At 53.4% G+C, this 17,398-nt stretch carries 16 protein-coding genes and 1 tRNA gene; 12 read left to right on the top strand and 5 right to left on the bottom strand.

What is annotated here, in order from left to right:
* Positions 1 to 6 precede the first annotated feature (6 nt).
* The 10 genes from SBG_RS14565 to SBG_RS14525 all read left to right on the top strand — a co-directional run bounded on the left by SBG_RS14565 (position 7) and on the right by SBG_RS14525 (position 9,335).
* Positions 7 to 1,983: a tail fiber protein gene (locus tag SBG_RS14565; protein ID WP_000104701.1), complete on the top strand. Its 1,977-nt coding sequence runs from the start codon at positions 7 to 9 to the stop codon at positions 1,981 to 1,983.
* A 12-nt stretch (positions 1,984 to 1,995) separates the two neighbouring features.
* Complete coding sequence (locus SBG_RS14560) at positions 1,996 to 2,544, top strand: tail fiber assembly protein (RefSeq protein WP_000122994.1); 549 nt, start codon at positions 1,996 to 1,998, stop codon at positions 2,542 to 2,544.
* Positions 2,545 to 2,678: 134 nt separating this feature from the next.
* The gene (locus SBG_RS14555) at positions 2,679 to 3,866 is read left to right on the top strand and encodes a phage tail sheath protein (protein ID WP_001279032.1); all 1,188 of its coding nucleotides are present in this window, start codon (positions 2,679 to 2,681) and stop codon (positions 3,864 to 3,866) included.
* Between the two features lie 15 nt (positions 3,867 to 3,881).
* Positions 3,882 to 4,400, top strand: coding sequence for a phage major tail tube protein (locus tag SBG_RS14550; protein WP_001207675.1), 519 nt, complete (start codon positions 3,882 to 3,884; stop codon positions 4,398 to 4,400).
* A gap of 62 nt (positions 4,401 to 4,462) precedes the next feature.
* Complete coding sequence (locus SBG_RS14545) at positions 4,463 to 4,798, top strand: phage tail assembly protein (RefSeq protein WP_001029727.1); 336 nt, start codon at positions 4,463 to 4,465, stop codon at positions 4,796 to 4,798.
* 14 nt (positions 4,799 to 4,812) lie between these two features.
* Entirely contained in the window at positions 4,813 to 4,950 is a 138-nt protein-coding gene (locus SBG_RS21125; RefSeq protein ID WP_010835837.1) for a GpE family phage tail protein, read from the top strand.
* Positions 4,943 to 7,384 (top strand): phage tail tape measure protein, encoded by a 2,442-nt coding sequence (locus tag SBG_RS14540; RefSeq protein WP_000069527.1) that lies wholly within the window; start codon positions 4,943 to 4,945, stop codon positions 7,382 to 7,384. The genes SBG_RS21125 and SBG_RS14540 overlap by 8 nt, the downstream gene beginning before the upstream one ends.
* A gap of 14 nt (positions 7,385 to 7,398) precedes the next feature.
* Positions 7,399 to 7,884, top strand: coding sequence for a phage tail protein (locus SBG_RS14535; protein WP_000978861.1), 486 nt, complete (start codon positions 7,399 to 7,401; stop codon positions 7,882 to 7,884).
* On the top strand, positions 7,881 to 9,050 hold the full coding sequence (locus SBG_RS14530; RefSeq protein ID WP_000627825.1) for a phage late control D family protein: 1,170 nt from the start codon (positions 7,881 to 7,883) through the stop codon (positions 9,048 to 9,050). The genes SBG_RS14535 and SBG_RS14530 overlap by 4 nt, the downstream gene beginning before the upstream one ends.
* Before the next feature lie 66 nt (positions 9,051 to 9,116).
* Complete coding sequence (locus SBG_RS14525; protein ID WP_000468307.1) at positions 9,117 to 9,335, top strand: DNA-binding transcriptional regulator; 219 nt, start codon at positions 9,117 to 9,119, stop codon at positions 9,333 to 9,335.
* A 157-nt stretch (positions 9,336 to 9,492) separates the two neighbouring features.
* Here the strand turns inward: SBG_RS14525 and SBG_RS14520 are convergent.
* Positions 9,493 to 9,568 (bottom strand) — tRNA-Ile (locus tag SBG_RS14520).
* Between the two features lie 125 nt (positions 9,569 to 9,693).
* Between SBG_RS14520 and mug the strand changes: the two genes are divergently transcribed.
* Complete coding sequence (gene mug, locus SBG_RS14515; RefSeq protein ID WP_000237774.1) at positions 9,694 to 10,200, top strand: G/U mismatch-specific DNA glycosylase; 507 nt, start codon at positions 9,694 to 9,696, stop codon at positions 10,198 to 10,200.
* A 144-nt stretch (positions 10,201 to 10,344) separates the two neighbouring features.
* Here the strand turns inward: mug and rpoD are convergent, their stop codons facing one another.
* From rpoD to rpsU, 3 genes are all read right to left on the bottom strand, one after another.
* Complete coding sequence (rpoD, locus tag SBG_RS14510; protein ID WP_001120167.1) at positions 10,345 to 12,327, bottom strand: RNA polymerase sigma factor RpoD; 1,983 nt, start codon at positions 12,325 to 12,327, stop codon at positions 10,345 to 10,347.
* Positions 12,328 to 12,341: 14 nt separating this feature from the next.
* Positions 12,342 to 14,087 (bottom strand): DNA primase, encoded by a 1,746-nt coding sequence (gene dnaG, locus SBG_RS14505; RefSeq protein WP_000918858.1) that lies wholly within the window; start codon positions 14,085 to 14,087, stop codon positions 12,342 to 12,344.
* 303 nt (positions 14,088 to 14,390) lie between these two features.
* On the bottom strand, positions 14,391 to 14,606 hold the full coding sequence (gene rpsU / locus SBG_RS14500) for a 30S ribosomal protein S21 (RefSeq protein ID WP_001144069.1): 216 nt from the start codon (positions 14,604 to 14,606) through the stop codon (positions 14,391 to 14,393).
* Between the two features lie 237 nt (positions 14,607 to 14,843).
* Between rpsU and tsaD the strand changes: the two genes are divergently transcribed.
* A complete protein-coding gene (gene tsaD, locus SBG_RS14495; RefSeq protein ID WP_001264346.1) occupies positions 14,844 to 15,857 on the top strand; it encodes a tRNA (adenosine(37)-N6)-threonylcarbamoyltransferase complex transferase subunit TsaD in 1,014 nt (337 codons plus the stop codon).
* Between the two features lie 39 nt (positions 15,858 to 15,896).
* Here tsaD and SBG_RS14490 read toward each other — a convergent pair whose 3' ends face one another.
* A complete protein-coding gene (locus SBG_RS14490; protein WP_000249001.1) occupies positions 15,897 to 17,360 on the bottom strand; it encodes an anion permease in 1,464 nt (487 codons plus the stop codon).
* Positions 17,361 to 17,398 lie beyond the last annotated feature (38 nt).

Here is a 17,398-nt window from a genome sequence, read left to right as displayed (position 1 = left end):
GGAATAATGAGCACGAAATTTAAAACCGTTATCACCACTGCCGGAGCCGCTAAGCTTGCTGCGGCCACCATGCCGGGCGGTAAGAAAATAAATCTTAACGTTATGGCTGTTGGTGACGGCGGTGGAAAACTGCCGGTGCCTGATGCCGGTCAGACGCAGCTTGTTAATGAGGTCTGGCGTCACACTCTGAATAAAATCAGCCAGGACAACCGGTACAGTAATTACATTGTGGCCGAGCTGGTTATTCCGCCGGAGGTGGGCGGCTTCTGGATGCGTGAGCTTGGCCTTTATGACGATGAAGGGACGCTGATTGCTGTCGCCAATATGGCCGAAAGCTACAAGCCAGAACTGGCCGAGGGCTCAGGGCGTGCGCAGACATGCCGCATGGTCATCATTGTCAGCAGTGTCGAGTCTGTGGAGCTTTCCATTGACTCAACGATGGTGATGGCGACGCAGGATTATGTCGACGACAGGCTCGCCGAACATGAAAAATCCCGTCGTCATCCTGATGCCACTCTTAAAGAAAAAGGGTTTACTCAGCTCAGTAACGCGACAGACAGCGAGTCTGAAACGCTCGCAGCGACGCCGAAAGCTGTCAAGACAGCGTATGACCTTGCTAATGCGAAATATACAGCTCAGGACGCCACCACAACGCGTAAAGGCATTGTGCAACTCAGCAATGCCACTAACAGTGTGTCTGAGACGCTTGCCGCGACACCGAAAGCGGTCAAGGTGGCATATGACCTTGCTAACGCGAAATATACAGCTCAGGACGCCACTACAGCACGTAAAGGGATTATCCAGCTCAGCAATGCCACTGACAGCACGTCTGAGACGCTGGCCGCAACGCCGAAAGCGGTTAAAGCGGCTATGGATAATGCGAACGGACGCGTCCCGTCAGACCGTAAGGTCAATGGGCATCCATTATCCGGGGATATCACCCTGTGGGCGTCAGATGTGAAGGCTATTTCCGCCGATGCCATTGGACAGATTACCGATAACGGCACGATGGCATCAGCTAATACTCCAGGATGGTGGCGGGTGGCGGTGTCGAATTCTGATACGGTCGCTGATTTTCCGACCTATCCGGATGGCAGCAAGCTGTACAGCTATGGATATCTGTTTGTTGAGAAAATCGGTGAAGTCTGGTTTCAGCACTATTACGCGCATATGGGCGCGAACGCAAAGCGCCAGGACTGGGGAACGGAACCGAATACCAGCCGCCAGTGGGTTATTGACTACAACACCGTAAATAAACCTTCAGCCAGTGATGTGGGTGCATTGCCGATTACCGGGGGGCGGCTTAACGGCCCACTGGGTATTGGTACTGACAATGCACTGGGCGGTAATTCGATTGTATTCGGCGATAACGATACAGGGTTTAAGTGGCACAGTGACGGCGTTCTGGGTATTTATGCCAATAGTGCCCAGGTCGGTTATATCGACAATTCCGGGCTGCACATGCTGGCAGATATTCGCGCTACTGGTGTCGTGCGCACCGGCAACGGAAAAACACTGACGTTATCGAGTGGTAACAATTCTGCACTGAATGCTGGTTTAAGTCTGTGGGGAGGTGGAGAACGTCCAACAGTCATTGAGCTGAGCGATGAACAGGGATGGCATTTATACAGTCAACGAAATACGGACGGAAGTATTTCATTTACTGTTAACGGTATCGTCTACTGTAACGCGTTAAATATAGGTGGCGCTATTTATCAGAATAACGGTGATATCTTTGGTTCGTTATGGGGAAATGGCTGGTTAAGTACATGGATTCACAACAATGTAGTAAAAGCGGTCAGACTTGGCCCCGTGGCGCTTTCTGGCGGTCTGTGGCGTGATTTTCAGCTTGGCGGCGGACAGGTGGTGACGGGGTTCCATACTGACGGTAGCTGGGAAATGGAAGGTGGTGATGACAAGGTTTATTACCGTCCAATTCAGTATCTGGTTGGTGATACGTGGGTGACAGCCCCAAGTGTATAAGAAGGAATAATTATGACAGCGGCAAAAAATAAAAAGAACAAGCAGTTTTTAAATATTAAAAATTTCATTCCGTATACACCGGAACCAGACGACACATTATTCGCCGGTGCGGCGCATCTACAATCAGAGGATGGTCAGGACTGGTATGCATGCCAGCAATTATTTTCAGAAGACACACTGAAAATTACCTACGACGATAACGATGTTATTACGTGTATCACGCGCGATATTTCCGGTTTATGGCCTGCAGGCCAGAGCGTGGCGGAGCTACCTGATACGGATGAAAACCGTCGCGCTGATATTTCAGGCGGCTGGCAGTTTAAAGACGGTAAAGTCGTTCAACGGGTTTATTCGCCGGAAGAGCTGCGTAAAAAGGCGGAGGCTGAAAAAGTTCGCCGCCTTGCTGAGGCTGAATCAGCCATTGCACCGCTGGCGCGGGCAGTAAAACTAAAAATTGCCACAGATGAAGAGTTTAAACGGCTGGAAGCATGGGAGCTCTACAGCGTAATGGTAAACAGGGTGGATACATCTGCGCCTGACTGGCCGGATATACCACGCTAAATATTCAGGTGGGTTTATTACCCGCCTTTTCTTTTTCCTGTCGTTGTGCCATCAACCTGACAGCCGGTACAAATAGCCCCCTCTTGTGTACTGACCTGAAAATATACTCACCCCTTAACCACGGAGTTAACCGGATGAGTGATTTTCACCACGGCACGCAGGTCATCGAAGTTAATGACGGTACGCGTGTTATTTCCACAGTAGCGACTGCGGTCGTCGGCATGGTTTGTACAGCCAGCGATGCAGATGCCACGCTATTTCCCCTCAATGAACCGGTACTGATTACCAATGTGCAAAGTGCCATTGCGAAAGCCGGTAAAAAAGGCACGCTGGCTGCATCACTGCAGGCCATCGCAGACCAGTCAAAACCCGTCACTGTTGTTGTGCGTGTTGAGGATGGAACCGGCGATGACGAGGAAGCTGCGCTCGCACAGACTGTTTCCAACATTATCGGAGGTACGGATGAGAACGGTAAATACACCGGTATCAAGGCTCTCCTGACCGCTCAGGCCGTCACCGGCGTCAAGCCACGTATTCTTGGGGTGCCGGGGCTGGATACTAAAGAGGTCGCGGTTGCGCTTGCGTCGGCTGCCATTAAGTTACGTGCATTTGCTTACCTCAGCGCGTGGGGATGTAAGACTATTTCCGAAGCGATGGAATATCGTAAAAATTTCAGCCAGCGCGAGCTGATGGTTATCTGGCCTGATTTCCTCGCATGGGACACCGTCAAAAATACCACCGCAACGGCTTACGCCACTGCGCGTGCACTCGGCCTGCGTGCTTACATCGACCAGACTGTCGGCTGGCACAAAACCCTGTCTAACGTTGGTGTACAGGGCGTTACCGGCATCAGCGCCTCAGTGTTCTGGGATTTGCAGGCATCCGGCACCGATGCTGACCTGCTCAACGAGGCCGGGGTTACAACGCTGGTACGCAAGGACGGTTTCCGCTTCTGGGGTAACCGCACCTGCTCGGATGACCCGCTTTTTCTGTTTGAGAACTACACCCGCACCGCGCAGGTACTGGCCGACACGATGGCGGAGGCGCACATGTGGGCGGTCGACAAGCCCATTACCGCCACGCTCATTCGTGACATTGTTGACGGCATTAACGCCAAATTCCGCGAGCTGAAATCAAACGGCTACATCGTGGAGGGTAAATGCTGGTTCGATGAGGAATCGAACGACAAGGAAACCCTCAAGGCCGGGAAACTGTATATCGACTACGACTATACACCAGTTCCGCCACTGGAAAGCCTGACCCTGCGCCAGCGTATCACCGATAAATATCTGGTGAATCTGGCCGAATCGGTCAACAGCTAAGGAGCCTGAAACAACATGGCACTACCCCGTAAACTCAAATACCTGAATATGTTCAACGATGGCCTCAGCTACATGGGCGTTGTTGAATCCGTGACGCTGCCGAAGCTGACCCGCAAGCTCGAAAACTATCGCGGCGGCGGTATGAATGGCGCGGCAGCGATTGATCTCGGCCTCGACGACGATGCATTAACCGTCGAATGGTCTGTCGGCGGCCTGCCTGATGTGGCTCTGTGGGCGCAGTACGCCGCCCCGGGCGCTGATGCTGTGCCGCTGCGTTTTGCTGGTTCTTACCAGCGCGACGACACCGGCGAAATCGTGGCGGTCGAGGTGGTCATGCGTGGCCGTCATAAAGAAATCGACGGCGGTGAGAATAAGCAGGGTGAAAACACCTCGACCAAACTGTCGACTGTCTGCACCTACTACCGCCTCACGATTGATGGCAGCGACGTCATCGAAATCGACACCGTCAACATGGTCGAGAAGGTGAACGGCGTCGACCGTCTGGAGCAGCACCGCCGCGCAATCGGGCTGTAATTCCCTGACCGGTCAGCACTGCTGGCCGGTTATTAACCCCATTCAGAACAGAGAAAAACATCATGGCAAAAGCACCACGTAAAACCGCTGAATTTATTGATACGGCTGGAAATGAAACTGACACCGTAAACCCGAACGTCGTGACCCTGGACAAACCGATTAAGCGCGCCGGTCAGACGATTGATAAAGTCACCCTGATTGAGCCGAACGCCGGTACCCTGCGCGGCGTCAGTCTGGCAGCGGTGGCGCAGTCCGAAGTCGACGCCCTGATTAAGGTGCTGCCCCGCATGACCTACCCCGCGCTCACCGCGCAGGAGCTTACCGCGATGAACCTGCCCGATATGTTGTCGCTGGCCGCTAAGGTGATTGGTTTTTTGTCACCAGCTTCGGCGGAATAGACTTCCCGCCAGACCTGTCGACTGATGACCTGATGGCGGATATCGCAGTGATATTCCACTGGCCGCCATCAGAACTCTGTTCCCTGAGCCTGACCGAGCTCATCACATGGCGCGAAAAGGCGCTGCAGCGTAGCGGAAACCACAATGAGTAATAACCTGAGGCTTGAGGTATTGCTGAAAGCGGTCGACCAGGCGACCCGACCGCTTAAATCCATCCAGACCGCGAGTAAAACCCTGTCGGGTGATATTCGCAACACACAAAAGGGTCTGCGCGACCTGAACGGTCAGGCGTCGAAAATCGACGGCTTTCGTAAGGCAAGCGCGCAACTGGCCGTGACTGGTCAGGCGCTTGACAAGGCAAAGCGCGAAGCCGGTGAGCTGGCTGTGCAGTTTAAAAACACCACCAGTCCGACCCGCGCGCAGGCGCAGGCGCTCGAAGCGGCAAAACGTGCCGCCTCTGAGCTGCAGATGAAATATAACAGCCTGAGAACATCGGTACAGCGCCAGCGTTCCGAGCTGATGCAGGCCGGTATCAATACCCGCACCCTGTCTGCCGATGAACGTCGACTCAAAACCTCCATCAGCGAAACGACGGCGCAGCTTAACCGACAGCGTAATGCACTGGCGCGCGTCAGTGCGCAGCAGGCGAAATTAAGCCGGGTGAAAGAACGATATAAATCAGGTAAAGAGCTTGCCGGTAACATGGCCGCAGCAGGCGCTGCCGGGGTCGGTATTGCGACGGCGGGAACGATGGCCGGGGTTAAATTACTAATGCCCGGTTATGACTTTGCACAGAAAAATTCCGAGCTGCAAGCTGTGCTCGGGGTTGATAAACAGTCGCCAGAAATGCAGGCGCTACGCAAACAGGCTCGCCAGCTCGGCGACAATACTGCAGCCTCTGCAGATGACGCAGCGAGCGCGCAAATCATCATTGCGAAAAGCGGCGGTGACGCTGCTGCCATTCAGGCGGCGACGCCAGTCACGCTGAATATGGCGCTGTCAAACCGGCGCTCAATGGAGGAAAACGCTGCGCTGCTGACCGGGATGAAATCAGCGTTTCAACTTTCAAACGACAAGATTGCTCACATTGGCGACGTTCTCTCGATGACGATGAACAAAACCGCCGCCGATTTTGACGGACTGAGCGACGCGCTGACCTATGCCGCGCCAGTGGCGAAAAATGCTGGGGTAAGCATCGAGCAAACCGCCGCAATGGTCGGTGCACTGCACGACGCCAAAATCACCGGGTCAATGGCGGGTACGGGTAGCCGCGCCATTCTCAGCCGCCTGCAGGCTCCCACCGGAAAAGCGTTTGAGGCCATTAAGGAACTCGGCGTCAAAACGTCAGACAGCAAGGGGAACACGCGCCCGATATTCTCCATCCTGAAAGAAATGCAGCGCAGCTTTGAGAAAAACAACCTCGGGACAAGCCAGCGCGGCGAGTACATGAAAACCATTTTCGGCGAGGAGGCCAGCTCGGCGGCGGCGGTACTGATGGAAGCAGCCTCAAGCGGAAAACTTGACCGGCTCACTGCCGCGTTTAAAGCCTCGGACGGTAAAACCGAGGAACTGGTTAAGGTTATGCAGGATAACCTCGGCGGCGACTTTAAAGAGTTCCAGTCGGCTTATGAGGCCGTCGGTACCGACCTTTTTGACCAGCAAGAGGACTCGCTGCGTAAACTCACCAAAACCGCCACACAATACGTGTTAAAGCTCGACGACTGGATCAAGAAAAACAAAGGTCTGGCGACAACTATCGGCATTATTGCCGGGGGCGCACTTGCTCTGATTGGTATCATCGGTGGCATTGGTCTCGTTGCGTGGCCGGTTGTCATGGGGATTAACGCCATCATTGCCGCCGCTGGCGTGATGGGTACCGCCTTGACTGTTGCCGGTAGTGCCATTGTGACAGCTCTCGGTGCAATCACCTGGCCGATTGTGGCCGTCGGGACGGCGATTGTGGCCGGGGCGCTACTTATCCGTAAATATTGGGAGCCCATCAGCGCATTTTTCTCGGGGGTGATTGAGGGCATCATGAGTGCTTTTGCTCCGGTCGGGGAAATGTTTGCACCACTGGCACCCATTTTTGACGGACTCGGTGAGAAGCTGCGCGGAGTCTGGCAATGGTTTAAAGACCTGATTGCACCGGTCAAAGCTACGCAGGAGACGCTCGATAGCTGTAAAAATGCTGGCGTTATTTTCGGTCAGGCGTTGGCCTCAGCGCTGATGGCACCGCTGAACGTTTTCAACAAGCTACGCAGTGGTGTCGACTGGCTTCTCGAAAAGCTCGGCATCATCAACAAAGAATCGGACAGCCTCGACCAGACCGCCGCCAAAACCAACGCCGCCACGCAGGGGAATTCCTACATTCCGGCGACCAGCACCTATGGCGGGTATCAGGCTTATCAGCCCGTTACCGCACCGGCGGGACGCTCTTACATCGACCAGAGCAAAAGCGAATACAACATTTCGCTACCGGGCGGTGTTGCTCCGGGGCATCAACTCGACCGCCAGCTACGCGACACACTCGAACAAATTGAGCGCGAAAAGCGTGCGCGTCAGCGCGCCAGCATGAGCCACGACTAAGGGAGAATTAAACGATGATGCTTGCTCTCGGCATGTTTGTATTTGAACTCCGTACTCTGCCTTATCAGTCAATGCAGCATTCGAAAGATTACCGCTGGGCGTCTAATGACCGGGTCGGTAAACCGCCTGCATATCAGTTTCTCGGCGAGGGGGAAACCTCAATACAGCTTGCCGGTACGCTTTACCCTGCCATTACCGGCGGTCATATATCCCTGCTGGCTGTGGAACTGATGGCCGATGAGGGCAGGGCGTGGCCGCTGATTGAGGGGACCGGCAAAATCCTCGGGATGTATATCATCGATAAGGTGTCGACCACGCACGCCGAGTTTTTCAGCGATGGCGCGGCAAGAAAGATTGATTTCACGCTTTCGCTAAAACGGGTCGATGAATCACTGACGGCAATGTTTGGCGACCTGAATAAACAGGCGAGCGAGCTTCTCGGCTCTGCCGGTAATCTGACCGATAAGCTGCAGGGTGCGCTCGGAGGGCTGACCATATGATTACGGGCATGACCATTGACGCCGGTGCCAGTCTTGCACCGGCATTTATGCTAACGCTGAACAGCCAGGACATTACCAGCAATTTTAGTAACCGGCTGATTTCTCTCACCATGACCGACAACCGGGGTTTTGAGGCTGACCAGCTCGACATTGAGCTCGACGATACCGACGGAAAAGTCGAATTACCCATGCGCGGGGCGGTGCTGACGCTGTGGCTTGGCTGGCAAGGTTCGGCGCTTCTGAATAAAGGCGATTTTACGGTCGATGAGATTGAGCACCGGGGTGCGCCTGATACCCTGACCATCCGGGCGCGTAGTGCAGACTTTCGCGGCACGCTCAATTCACGGCGCGAGGAATCATGGCACGACACCACCCTCGGCGAACTGGTTAGCACCATCGCAAAGCGTAACAAACTGACGGCCAGCGTCGCGGATTCGCTGAAACAAATACCGGTACCACATATCGACCAGTCGCAGGAATCCGACGCGGTATTTCTTACCCGGCTGGCTGACCGAAACGGAGCGACTGTATCGGTTAAAGCGGGAAAACTACTGTTTCTGAAAGCCGGTAGTGCGCTGACGGCCAGCGGTAAGCCCATTCCACAAATGACGCTGACCCGCAGTGACGGCGACCGTCATCAGTTTGCCATTGCCGACCGCGGAGCTTATACCGGTGTAACAGCTAAATGGTTGCACACCAAAGACCCGAAGCCGCAAAAACAGAAAGTGACGCTGAAACGCCAGCCAAAAGAGAAGCACCTTCGCGCACTGGAACACCCGAAAGCAAAGCCGGTCAGCAAAAAGACGAAGTCCAGAAAAGAGCCGGAGGCTCGCGAGGGTGAGTATATGGCCGGTGAGGCCGATAACGTACTGGCGCTGACGACGGTCTACGCTTCTAAGGCGCAGGCGATGCGCGCCGCTCAGGCTAAGTGGGATAAGCTGCAGCGAGGCGTTGCGGAGTTTTCAATTACGCTGGCGCTTGGTAGGGCTGATTTATTCCCTGAGACACCGGTGCGCGTGTCAGGCTTTAAGCGCGTCATAGACGAGCAATCGTGGTTAATCAGTAAGGTGACTCACAATATGAATAATAGTGGCTTCACGACGGGCTTAGAGCTTGAGGTTAAACTCTCTGATGTGGAGTACAGTGCAGAATCGGATGATGAATAAAATGTATTCACAAAAAGTGAATTAGTGATTATTATTGGTTCACGAATTGAGAATAAGAGGTGGGTTATGTTTCATTGTCCGAAGTGCCATCATGCCGCACATGCGCGAACAAGCCGCTATCTAACCGAAAATACGAAAGAGCGCTACCACCAGTGCCAGAATATCAACTGCAGTTGTACGTTTATGACAATGGAAACGATAGAACGCTTTATTGTTACTCCGGGATCCATCGACCCGGCACCGCCGCACCCGACTGTTGGTGGTCAGCGACCATTGTGGCTCTGATAAATTTTCGCTAAATGCCCGCCGCGTGCGGGTTTTTTTATGCCCTCAGTAAAGTGGCGGTAAAAAATCCACCGCCATTTTATCGCCACTCGAAAATGAGGTAACAAAAAAGCCACTCTTTAGAGTGGCTTAATTGTATGATTTTAAAGCTAAAATTTGGTGGCCCCTGCTGGACTTGAACCAGCGACCAAGCGATTATGAGTCGCCTGCTCTAACCACTGAGCTAAGGGGCCGTGGCGATGGATTATAATGTAACTTTACGATGCAATCCAGACTTAACCGTGCGGGTGCTGTTTTTATAAACAATGTGTTTTCAACCCGTTATACTTAAATAACGTTGTATTGCTCAGGAGTAATGATGGTTAAGGACATACTGGCACCAGGGCTACGGGTGGTTTTTTGTGGCATTAATCCGGGGCTCTCCTCGGCGAATACCGGCTTTCCGTTCGCTCACCCTGCGAATCGTTTCTGGAAAGTTATCCATTTGGCCGGTTTCACCGATCGACAGCTGAAACCGGAGGAAGCTGAAAAATTACTGGATTTTCGTTGCGGCGTAACGAAATTAGTTGACCGGCCAACCGTACAAGCGAATGAGGTAAAGTTGCATGAGCTACGTAGCGGTGGACGAAGCTTGATTGAAAAAATTGAAGATTATCAGCCCGCAGCGCTGGCAGTTCTTGGGAAGCAGGCTTTTGAGCAGGGATTCAGCCAGCGCGGTATCGCCTGGGGGAAACAGAAGATCACCATTGGCGCGACGACGGTTTGGGTATTGCCAAATCCCAGCGGTTTAAACCGTATTAAAACGGAAAAATTGGTTGAGGCTTATCGAGAGCTGGACCAGGCGCTAATTATGCGTGGGCTATAGCAATGTTGATGAGGAAGCGATTTCTCATACGGTATAGAAATTCTGCAAGCCAGATAAGGCGCTCGCGCTGCATCCGTAAAAATGCTATCACAGGACAGATAAAAAAACGCCACTTTGCAGTGGCGTTTAGGCATGTACAGCGAATTAATCGTCCAGGAAGCTGCGCAACACCTCAGACCGGCTCGGATGGCGCAGCTTACGTAGCGCTTTCGCTTCGATCTGACGGATACGTTCGCGGGTTACGTCGAACTGTTTACCCACTTCTTCCAGCGTATGGTCAGTGTTCATATCGATACCGAAACGCATACGTAGCACTTTCGCTTCACGGGCGGTCAAGCCGGCCAGAACATCGTGTGTGGCGGCGCGCAGGCTTTCCGTGGTAGCGGAGTCCAGCGGTAACTCGAGGGTGGTATCCTCGATGAAATCACCCAGATGCGAATCTTCATCATCGCCGATCGGCGTTTCCATGGAAATCGGCTCTTTAGCGATTTTCAGCACTTTACGAATTTTATCTTCCGGCATCAACATACGCTCGGCCAGTTCTTCCGGCGTCGGTTCACGGCCCATCTCTTGCAGCATCTGGCGGGAAATACGGTTGAGCTTGTTAATGGTCTCAATCATATGCACCGGAATACGGATGGTGCGCGCCTGATCCGCGATAGAGCGGGTGATCGCCTGACGAATCCACCAGGTGGCGTAGGTGGAGAACTTGTAACCACGGCGGTATTCAAACTTATCGACCGCTTTCATCAGACCAATGTTGCCTTCCTGAATCAGATCAAGGAACTGCAGACCACGGTTGGTGTATTTCTTGGCGATAGAAATAACCAGACGCAAGTTCGCTTCAACCATCTCTTTCTTCGCACGGCGGGCTTTCGCTTCCCCGATGGACATGCGACGGTTGATGTCCTTCACCTGTTCGATGGTCAGGCCGGTTTCTTCTTCAATCTGACGCAGTTTTTGCAGGCAGCGTTGTACTTCTTCCGCTACGTCGTGCAACTTTTCCGACCACGGTTTGTTCATTGCGATGGCGGCGTTGAACCAGGTTTCGCTGGTTTCGTTGCCTGTGAACAGCGTGATAAAGTTTTTCTTCGGCATTTTGCACTGCTCGACGCAGAGCTTCATGATCAGACGTTCCTGAGTGCGTACACGGTCCATCATGACCCGCATACTGTTCACCAGGTAATCGAATTGCTTCGGTACCAGGCGGAACTGTTTGAACACTTCCGACAGCTTCAGAATCTCTTCCTGGGCGGCGGCATGGCTGCGGCCTTTCGCTTTAATGGTGTCGCGCGTGACGACGTATTGCGCACGCAGTTCAGCGAATTTTTCGCGTGCCAGCTCAGGGTCGATGCTGTTGTCATCATCGGCCGCGTCATCATCGCCGTCTTCTTCATCTTCGTCTTCGTCATCGTCCAGGTCTTCCTGGGAGAGCTCCGAACCGACGTGAGTGGCGGTCGGCGCCATCTCTTCTTCCGCGTTCGGATCAACAAAGCCGGTGATAAGATCAGACAGGCGAGCCTCTTCAGCCTCAACGCGATCGTACTGTTCCAGCAGGTAGGTAATCGCTTCCGGGTATTCGGCAACAGAACACTGAACCTGGTTGATCCCGTCTTCGATGCGTTTAGCGATGTCGATTTCGCCTTCCCGGGTCAACAGTTCAACAGTGCCCATTTCACGCATGTACATGCGTACCGGGTCAGTCGTACGACCGATTTCAGATTCAACACTGGACAGAACTTGTGCAGCAGCTTCTTCCGCATCTTCATCGGTGCTGGTGGTATTTTCAGCCAGCAGCAGATCATCGGCATCAGGCGCTTCTTCCATCACCTGAATACCCATGTCGTTGATCATTTGGATGATATCTTCAATTTGATCGGAATCGACGATATCTTCCGGCAGATGGTCATTGACCTCGGCATAGGTCAGATAGCCTTGCTCCTTACCACGGGTGACAAGAAGTTTCAGCTGTGACTGCGGGTTTTGCTCCATAAGACGGTATCCACACTTATTCGTTTGATTGGTGTCGACGGTATAACTGCCGACATTTAAAGCGAGGGCATACTTATATTTTGGCCGCTGCCTCTCACTGCGGCTGTCGGGGGCTTCCCGATCGATATGCGGCACTTAAGCCGTTAAATTCATTTTTTGGCCAGTTCCTGGTTTAACGTCCAGAGCTCCCGGCGTTCTTCGCTGCTTAAACCGTGAGTGCGATCGCGAGCGATCAGCTCTTCTTGTCGCAGTTGCAGCAGCGAATCAAACATATGGTTGAGTGAGTCGGTAAAGGTTTTTTCGGCAATCGCCTTATCTGCTATATCGTCCCACATCGATAGTTTTTCAAGGGTCGCAGCATCATTTGTGCCACGGTAGAGTTCCAGAAGTTGCCCGGTGGTAAGGCCTGGCTGAGCCAAACAAGTTTTGACCAATTCTTTAAATAAGCCAAGTCCGGGCAGCTTATTTTGATCCAGCGCGTCTAAGGGCGGTACCAGCGGCGCGAGATCCGGATTTTGCACCAGTAACCCTATTAGTATACGCATGGTCGTGCGTTTTAGCTGCGGAGCCGGGCGGGAAACGCTGCTTTCCGCCTGTTTTGGCACTAATCGATCAAGCTGGCTATCATCGAAAATGCCTAACTTCAGTCCCAGCGTCTGGCGTAGCTGAATACGGTGCGCGTCGCCGGGCACCTGATTAATGAGCGGCAGCGCCAGCGCGGCTAACTGCGTGCTGCCATCCGGCGAGCTTAAATCTACCTGCGGCAGGAGGCTATTAAATAAAAACGTAGAGAGAGGCTGCGCCTGCTCCATCCGCGCTTCGAAAGCGGCCTTGCCTTCTTTACGCACCAGCGTATCCGGGTCTTCGCCGTCAGGTAAAAACATAAAGCGTACCTGCCTGCCGTCGGTCATATACGGCATTGCTGTTTCCAGAGCTCTCCAGGCCGCATCGCGGCCTGCCCGGTCGCCGTCGTAACAGCAAATCACATTGTTTGTCGCCCGGAATAACATATGCATATGGTCTGCCGTGGTTGAGGTGCCCAGCGAGGCGACCGCATAGTTAATGTCGTATTGCGCCAGCGCCACGACATCCATATAACCTTCGACAACGAGTAAACGTTGCGGTTCAGCATGATATTGCTGAGCCTCATAAAGGCCATATAACTGGCGGCCTTTATGAAAAATGTCGGTTTCCGGAGAGTTAAGGTATTTCGGCGTGTCGTTACCCAGTACCCGCCCGCCAAAACCAATCACCCTGCCGCGTTTATCCCGGATAGGGAACATCACCCGATTACGGAAACGATCGTAAGTGCTACCCTGCTCGTTATTGACCAGCATCCCGGCATCCAGCAATAATGCCTTGTTATCGCTATTATTACCGAAACGCTTTAACGCGTTATCCCAGCCTGGCGGCGCGAAGCCAATGGCGAAACGCTGGATAATTTCAGCGCTCAGGCCACGCTTTTGCAGATAGTCGCGCGCCGGTTTTGCTGCAGGATGAGCAAGCGACTGCTGATAAAAGTCATTTAACCCATTCATCAACTGATAGAGATTTTGCCGCTGATGGCGCTCTATCTGGCTAAGCCCGGTGCCTGCTTCATAGGGAATCTCCAGGTTATGCATAGCCGCTAACTCTTCAACAGTTTCGACAAATTCGAGCTTGTCGTAATTCATCAAAAAGTCGATAGCATTGCCATGCGCACCGCACCCAAAGCAGTGGTAAAACTGTTTTTCACCGTTTACGGTGAAAGAAGGGGTTTTCTCATTATGGAATGGACAACACGCGTGATAGTTCTTGCCCTGTTTCTTGAGTTTTACGCGCACGTCGATCAAATCGACGATATCGGTTCTCGCCAGCAGGTCATTGATAAATACGCGTGGAATTCGTCCAGCCATATGCCCCTTTTATACACGTCATCCTCCAGGCTGCCTCCGTATTGGCTGCGCTCGTTCACCCCTGCCACTGGTTTGTGTAAGCGCCGGGGATATGAGGAACATTCTTGTTCCTTACCAGAGACAACCTTCAACTGTACAAATTCGTTCCTGACGAAGTTGTCACTCTTTTGCCGCCTGGATGCTGCATGAATGATTTTGTGTATATGCTAATGCATAAACGAAAACAAGCCGCGCATTCCTTTCGGAAGCACGGCCTTACAACTACAACTCGGTCTGAATTGAGAGCCGTCCGCTCTCAAAAGATTAGTACAGACGAGTACGGCGTGCGTTTTCGCGAGCCAGTTTCTTTGCGTGACGTTTCACTGCAGAAGCTTTAGCGCGCTTACGTTCGGTCGTCGGTTTTTCATAGAACTCACGACGACGAACTTCCGCCAGAACACCCGCTTTTTCGCAGGAACGCTTGAAGCGACGCAGAGCTACGTCGAACGGCTCGTTTTCACGTACTTTAATTACCGGCATGTGCCTCTCACCTTTGATTAATTCGGTTTTCCGCTGGCATCAACGCCAGCTTATTTCAAAATGGTGCGGAATTTTACTGCAATTGCTGCTGCTTTGTAAAGCACCGCGGCCTTTTTTGAAAGGGACTTTTATAAGGGTGAGGAGTATACACGAGCCGAACTCGAGGGGCGAACAAAGTTTTACATCAACCCGCATTGGTCCTACACTGCGCGGTATCAGAGTGAGGTAAAACAAGTCATGCGTGTACTGGGTATTGAGACATCCTGCGATGAAACCGGCATCGCCATTTACGACGACGAAAAAGGTCTGCTAGCCAACCAATTGTATAGTCAGGTGAAATTACATGCTGACTACGGCGGCGTGGTGCCTGAACTGGCTTCCCGCGACCATGTACGTAAAACCGTGCCGCTGATTCAGGCGGCATTAAAAGAAGCTGATCTGGCGGCGGCCGATATTAATGCAGTGGCTTATACGGCGGGGCCGGGGCTGGTTGGCGCGCTACTGGTCGGCGCGACGGTGGGACGTTCACTGGCCTTTGCCTGGGACGTGCCGGCGATTCCGGTACACCATATGGAAGGGCATCTGCTGGCCCCGATGCTGGAAGATAATCCCCCTGCATTCCCGTTTGTGGCGCTGCTGGTATCCGGTGGACATACGCAGCTCATTAGCGTGACCGGAATCGGGCAGTATGAGCTGCTGGGAGAGTCGATTGATGACGCTGCTGGTGAAGCGTTTGATAAGACCGCCAAACTATTGGGGCTGGATTATCCCGGTGGCCCGATGCTGTCGAAAATGGCGTCACAGGGCACAGAGGGGCGTTTTGTCTTCCCGCGTCCGATGACCGATCGCCCGGGGCTGGATTTCAGTTTCTCTGGCCTGAAAACCTTCGCTGCCAATACTATTCGCAGCAATGGTGATGATGACCAGACACGGGCGGATATCGCCCGCGCGTTTGAAGATGCGGTTGTTGATACGCTGATGATCAAGTGCAAACGTGCGCTGGACCAAACCGGCTTTAAACGCCTGGTGATGGCGGGAGGCGTGAGCGCTAACCGTACGCTGCGCGCTGCGCTTGCACAGATGATGCAAAAGCGTCGTGGTGAGGTTTTTTACGCCCGTCCTGAATTCTGTACCGATAACGGCGCGATGATTGCCTACGCCGGAATGGTGCGCTTTAAAGCCGGCGTCACGGCAGATCTCGGCGTAACTGTCCGTCCGCGTTGGCCGCTGGCTGAGCTGCCTGCGGCGTAAAGTCGAACAAAGGGGCGACGTCATGCCGCCCCAATAGGGTTACAATAACACCAGCGGCATCCACACCAGCCCGGTTATCAGTAGCAATACCAGGAAGATCAGACCGAAAATTGCCCCCAGCCGCCAGTAGTCGGCTGTAGGTAAATAGCCGCTGCCATAATAAATCGGGCTGGGCCCTGTCGCGTAAGGCGTCAGAATGCTGCCCAGACCAATGGCGGCCCCCACCATCAGGCAAAATACCGGTAGCGGGATGGACGGTATCGCTAATGCGGCGGCAATCATCATCGGTGCCAGCGCGGAGGTGTAGGCGGTGGCGCTGGCAAAGAAGTAGCGTAAGGCATAAAACACCATGATCAGCGCGACCATTACCATGGTTGGGGAATAGCCGCTTAAACCGTCCGCCAACAGCTTGCCGAACCAGCCAATAAAGCCGGTATTGTTGAGTCCGGTGGCCAGGGTAATCAGCGAGGCCAGCCAGAAGAAGACGTTCCACGCCGCTTTATTACTGATGATGTCATCCCAGGAGATAATGCGTAATACCAGCATCAGCGCGACGACGCTGTAGCCGACCATCGCTGCATCAATATAGTCACCGCCAAAAATCCACAGCACCAGCGCGCCAACCATCAGCACCAGCATTCTCTTTTCGCGTGAGCAGAGCGGGCCCATTGTTTTTAATTCCGCACTGGCCCATTCGGGCACCTGGTTGCCTGATTTCAGCATTGGCGGGTACAGCACGTAGGCCAGCCACGGCACGATGAGCACCAGCAGGATACTCAGCGGCAGCATGCCCAGGAACCAGTCGCCCCAGCTTAGCGACATATGCGATGCGCCTTTCATCAGGCCAATCAGTAACAGGTTCGGTGCCATCGCCGTCAGGAAAATCGCGCTGGTCACGCAGTTGGCGACAATCCCCATCCACAGAATGTAAGAGCCTATTGAGCGGGCACTGGTATCGTTAGGCTGGGAATTGTAGAGCGGCGGCAGGTTACGGATGATGGGGTAGATGATCCCGGCTCCGCGCGCTGAGTTGGATGGTGTAACCGGGGCAAGAATCAGTTCCGATAGCATGACCGCGTAGCCGAGAAACAGAGTGCGGTGGCCCATCTTTTTCACCAGGATTAGCGCTATCCGTCGGCCCAGTCCGGTTTTTTCATAGCCCGTACCGAACATAAAGGCGGCGAAAATCAGCCAGATCACCGAGTTTGAGAATCCTGACACCGCCCATGACAGCGCTTTGGCAGTAAATTTAAACCCGTTCTGAGAGAGTTGGGTCGGGCTGAACAGCAGCCAGGGCGACAGAATGGCGATGATGGAAATGCCAATCATCGCCACGACCGCGCCGGGTACAGGCTCCAGAATCAATCCCACAATTACGCCGGTAAAGACGGCAAAGTAGAGCCAGGTATGGCTCTCAAGGCCAACGGGAACGGGCAGAACAGCAATAATAGCGATGACCAGCAGAGGCGCCAGATATCGCCACCAGGCAGCTAAAGGTACCATTGTTGTATACCTGCGAAAGGGGAGAGGCGAAGCGCCTC

It is taken from the genome of Salmonella bongori NCTC 12419 (assembly GCF_000252995.1).
Taxonomy (GTDB): domain Bacteria; phylum Pseudomonadota; class Gammaproteobacteria; order Enterobacterales; family Enterobacteriaceae; genus Salmonella; species Salmonella bongori.
This window is presented reverse-complemented; position numbering and strand designations above follow the sequence as displayed.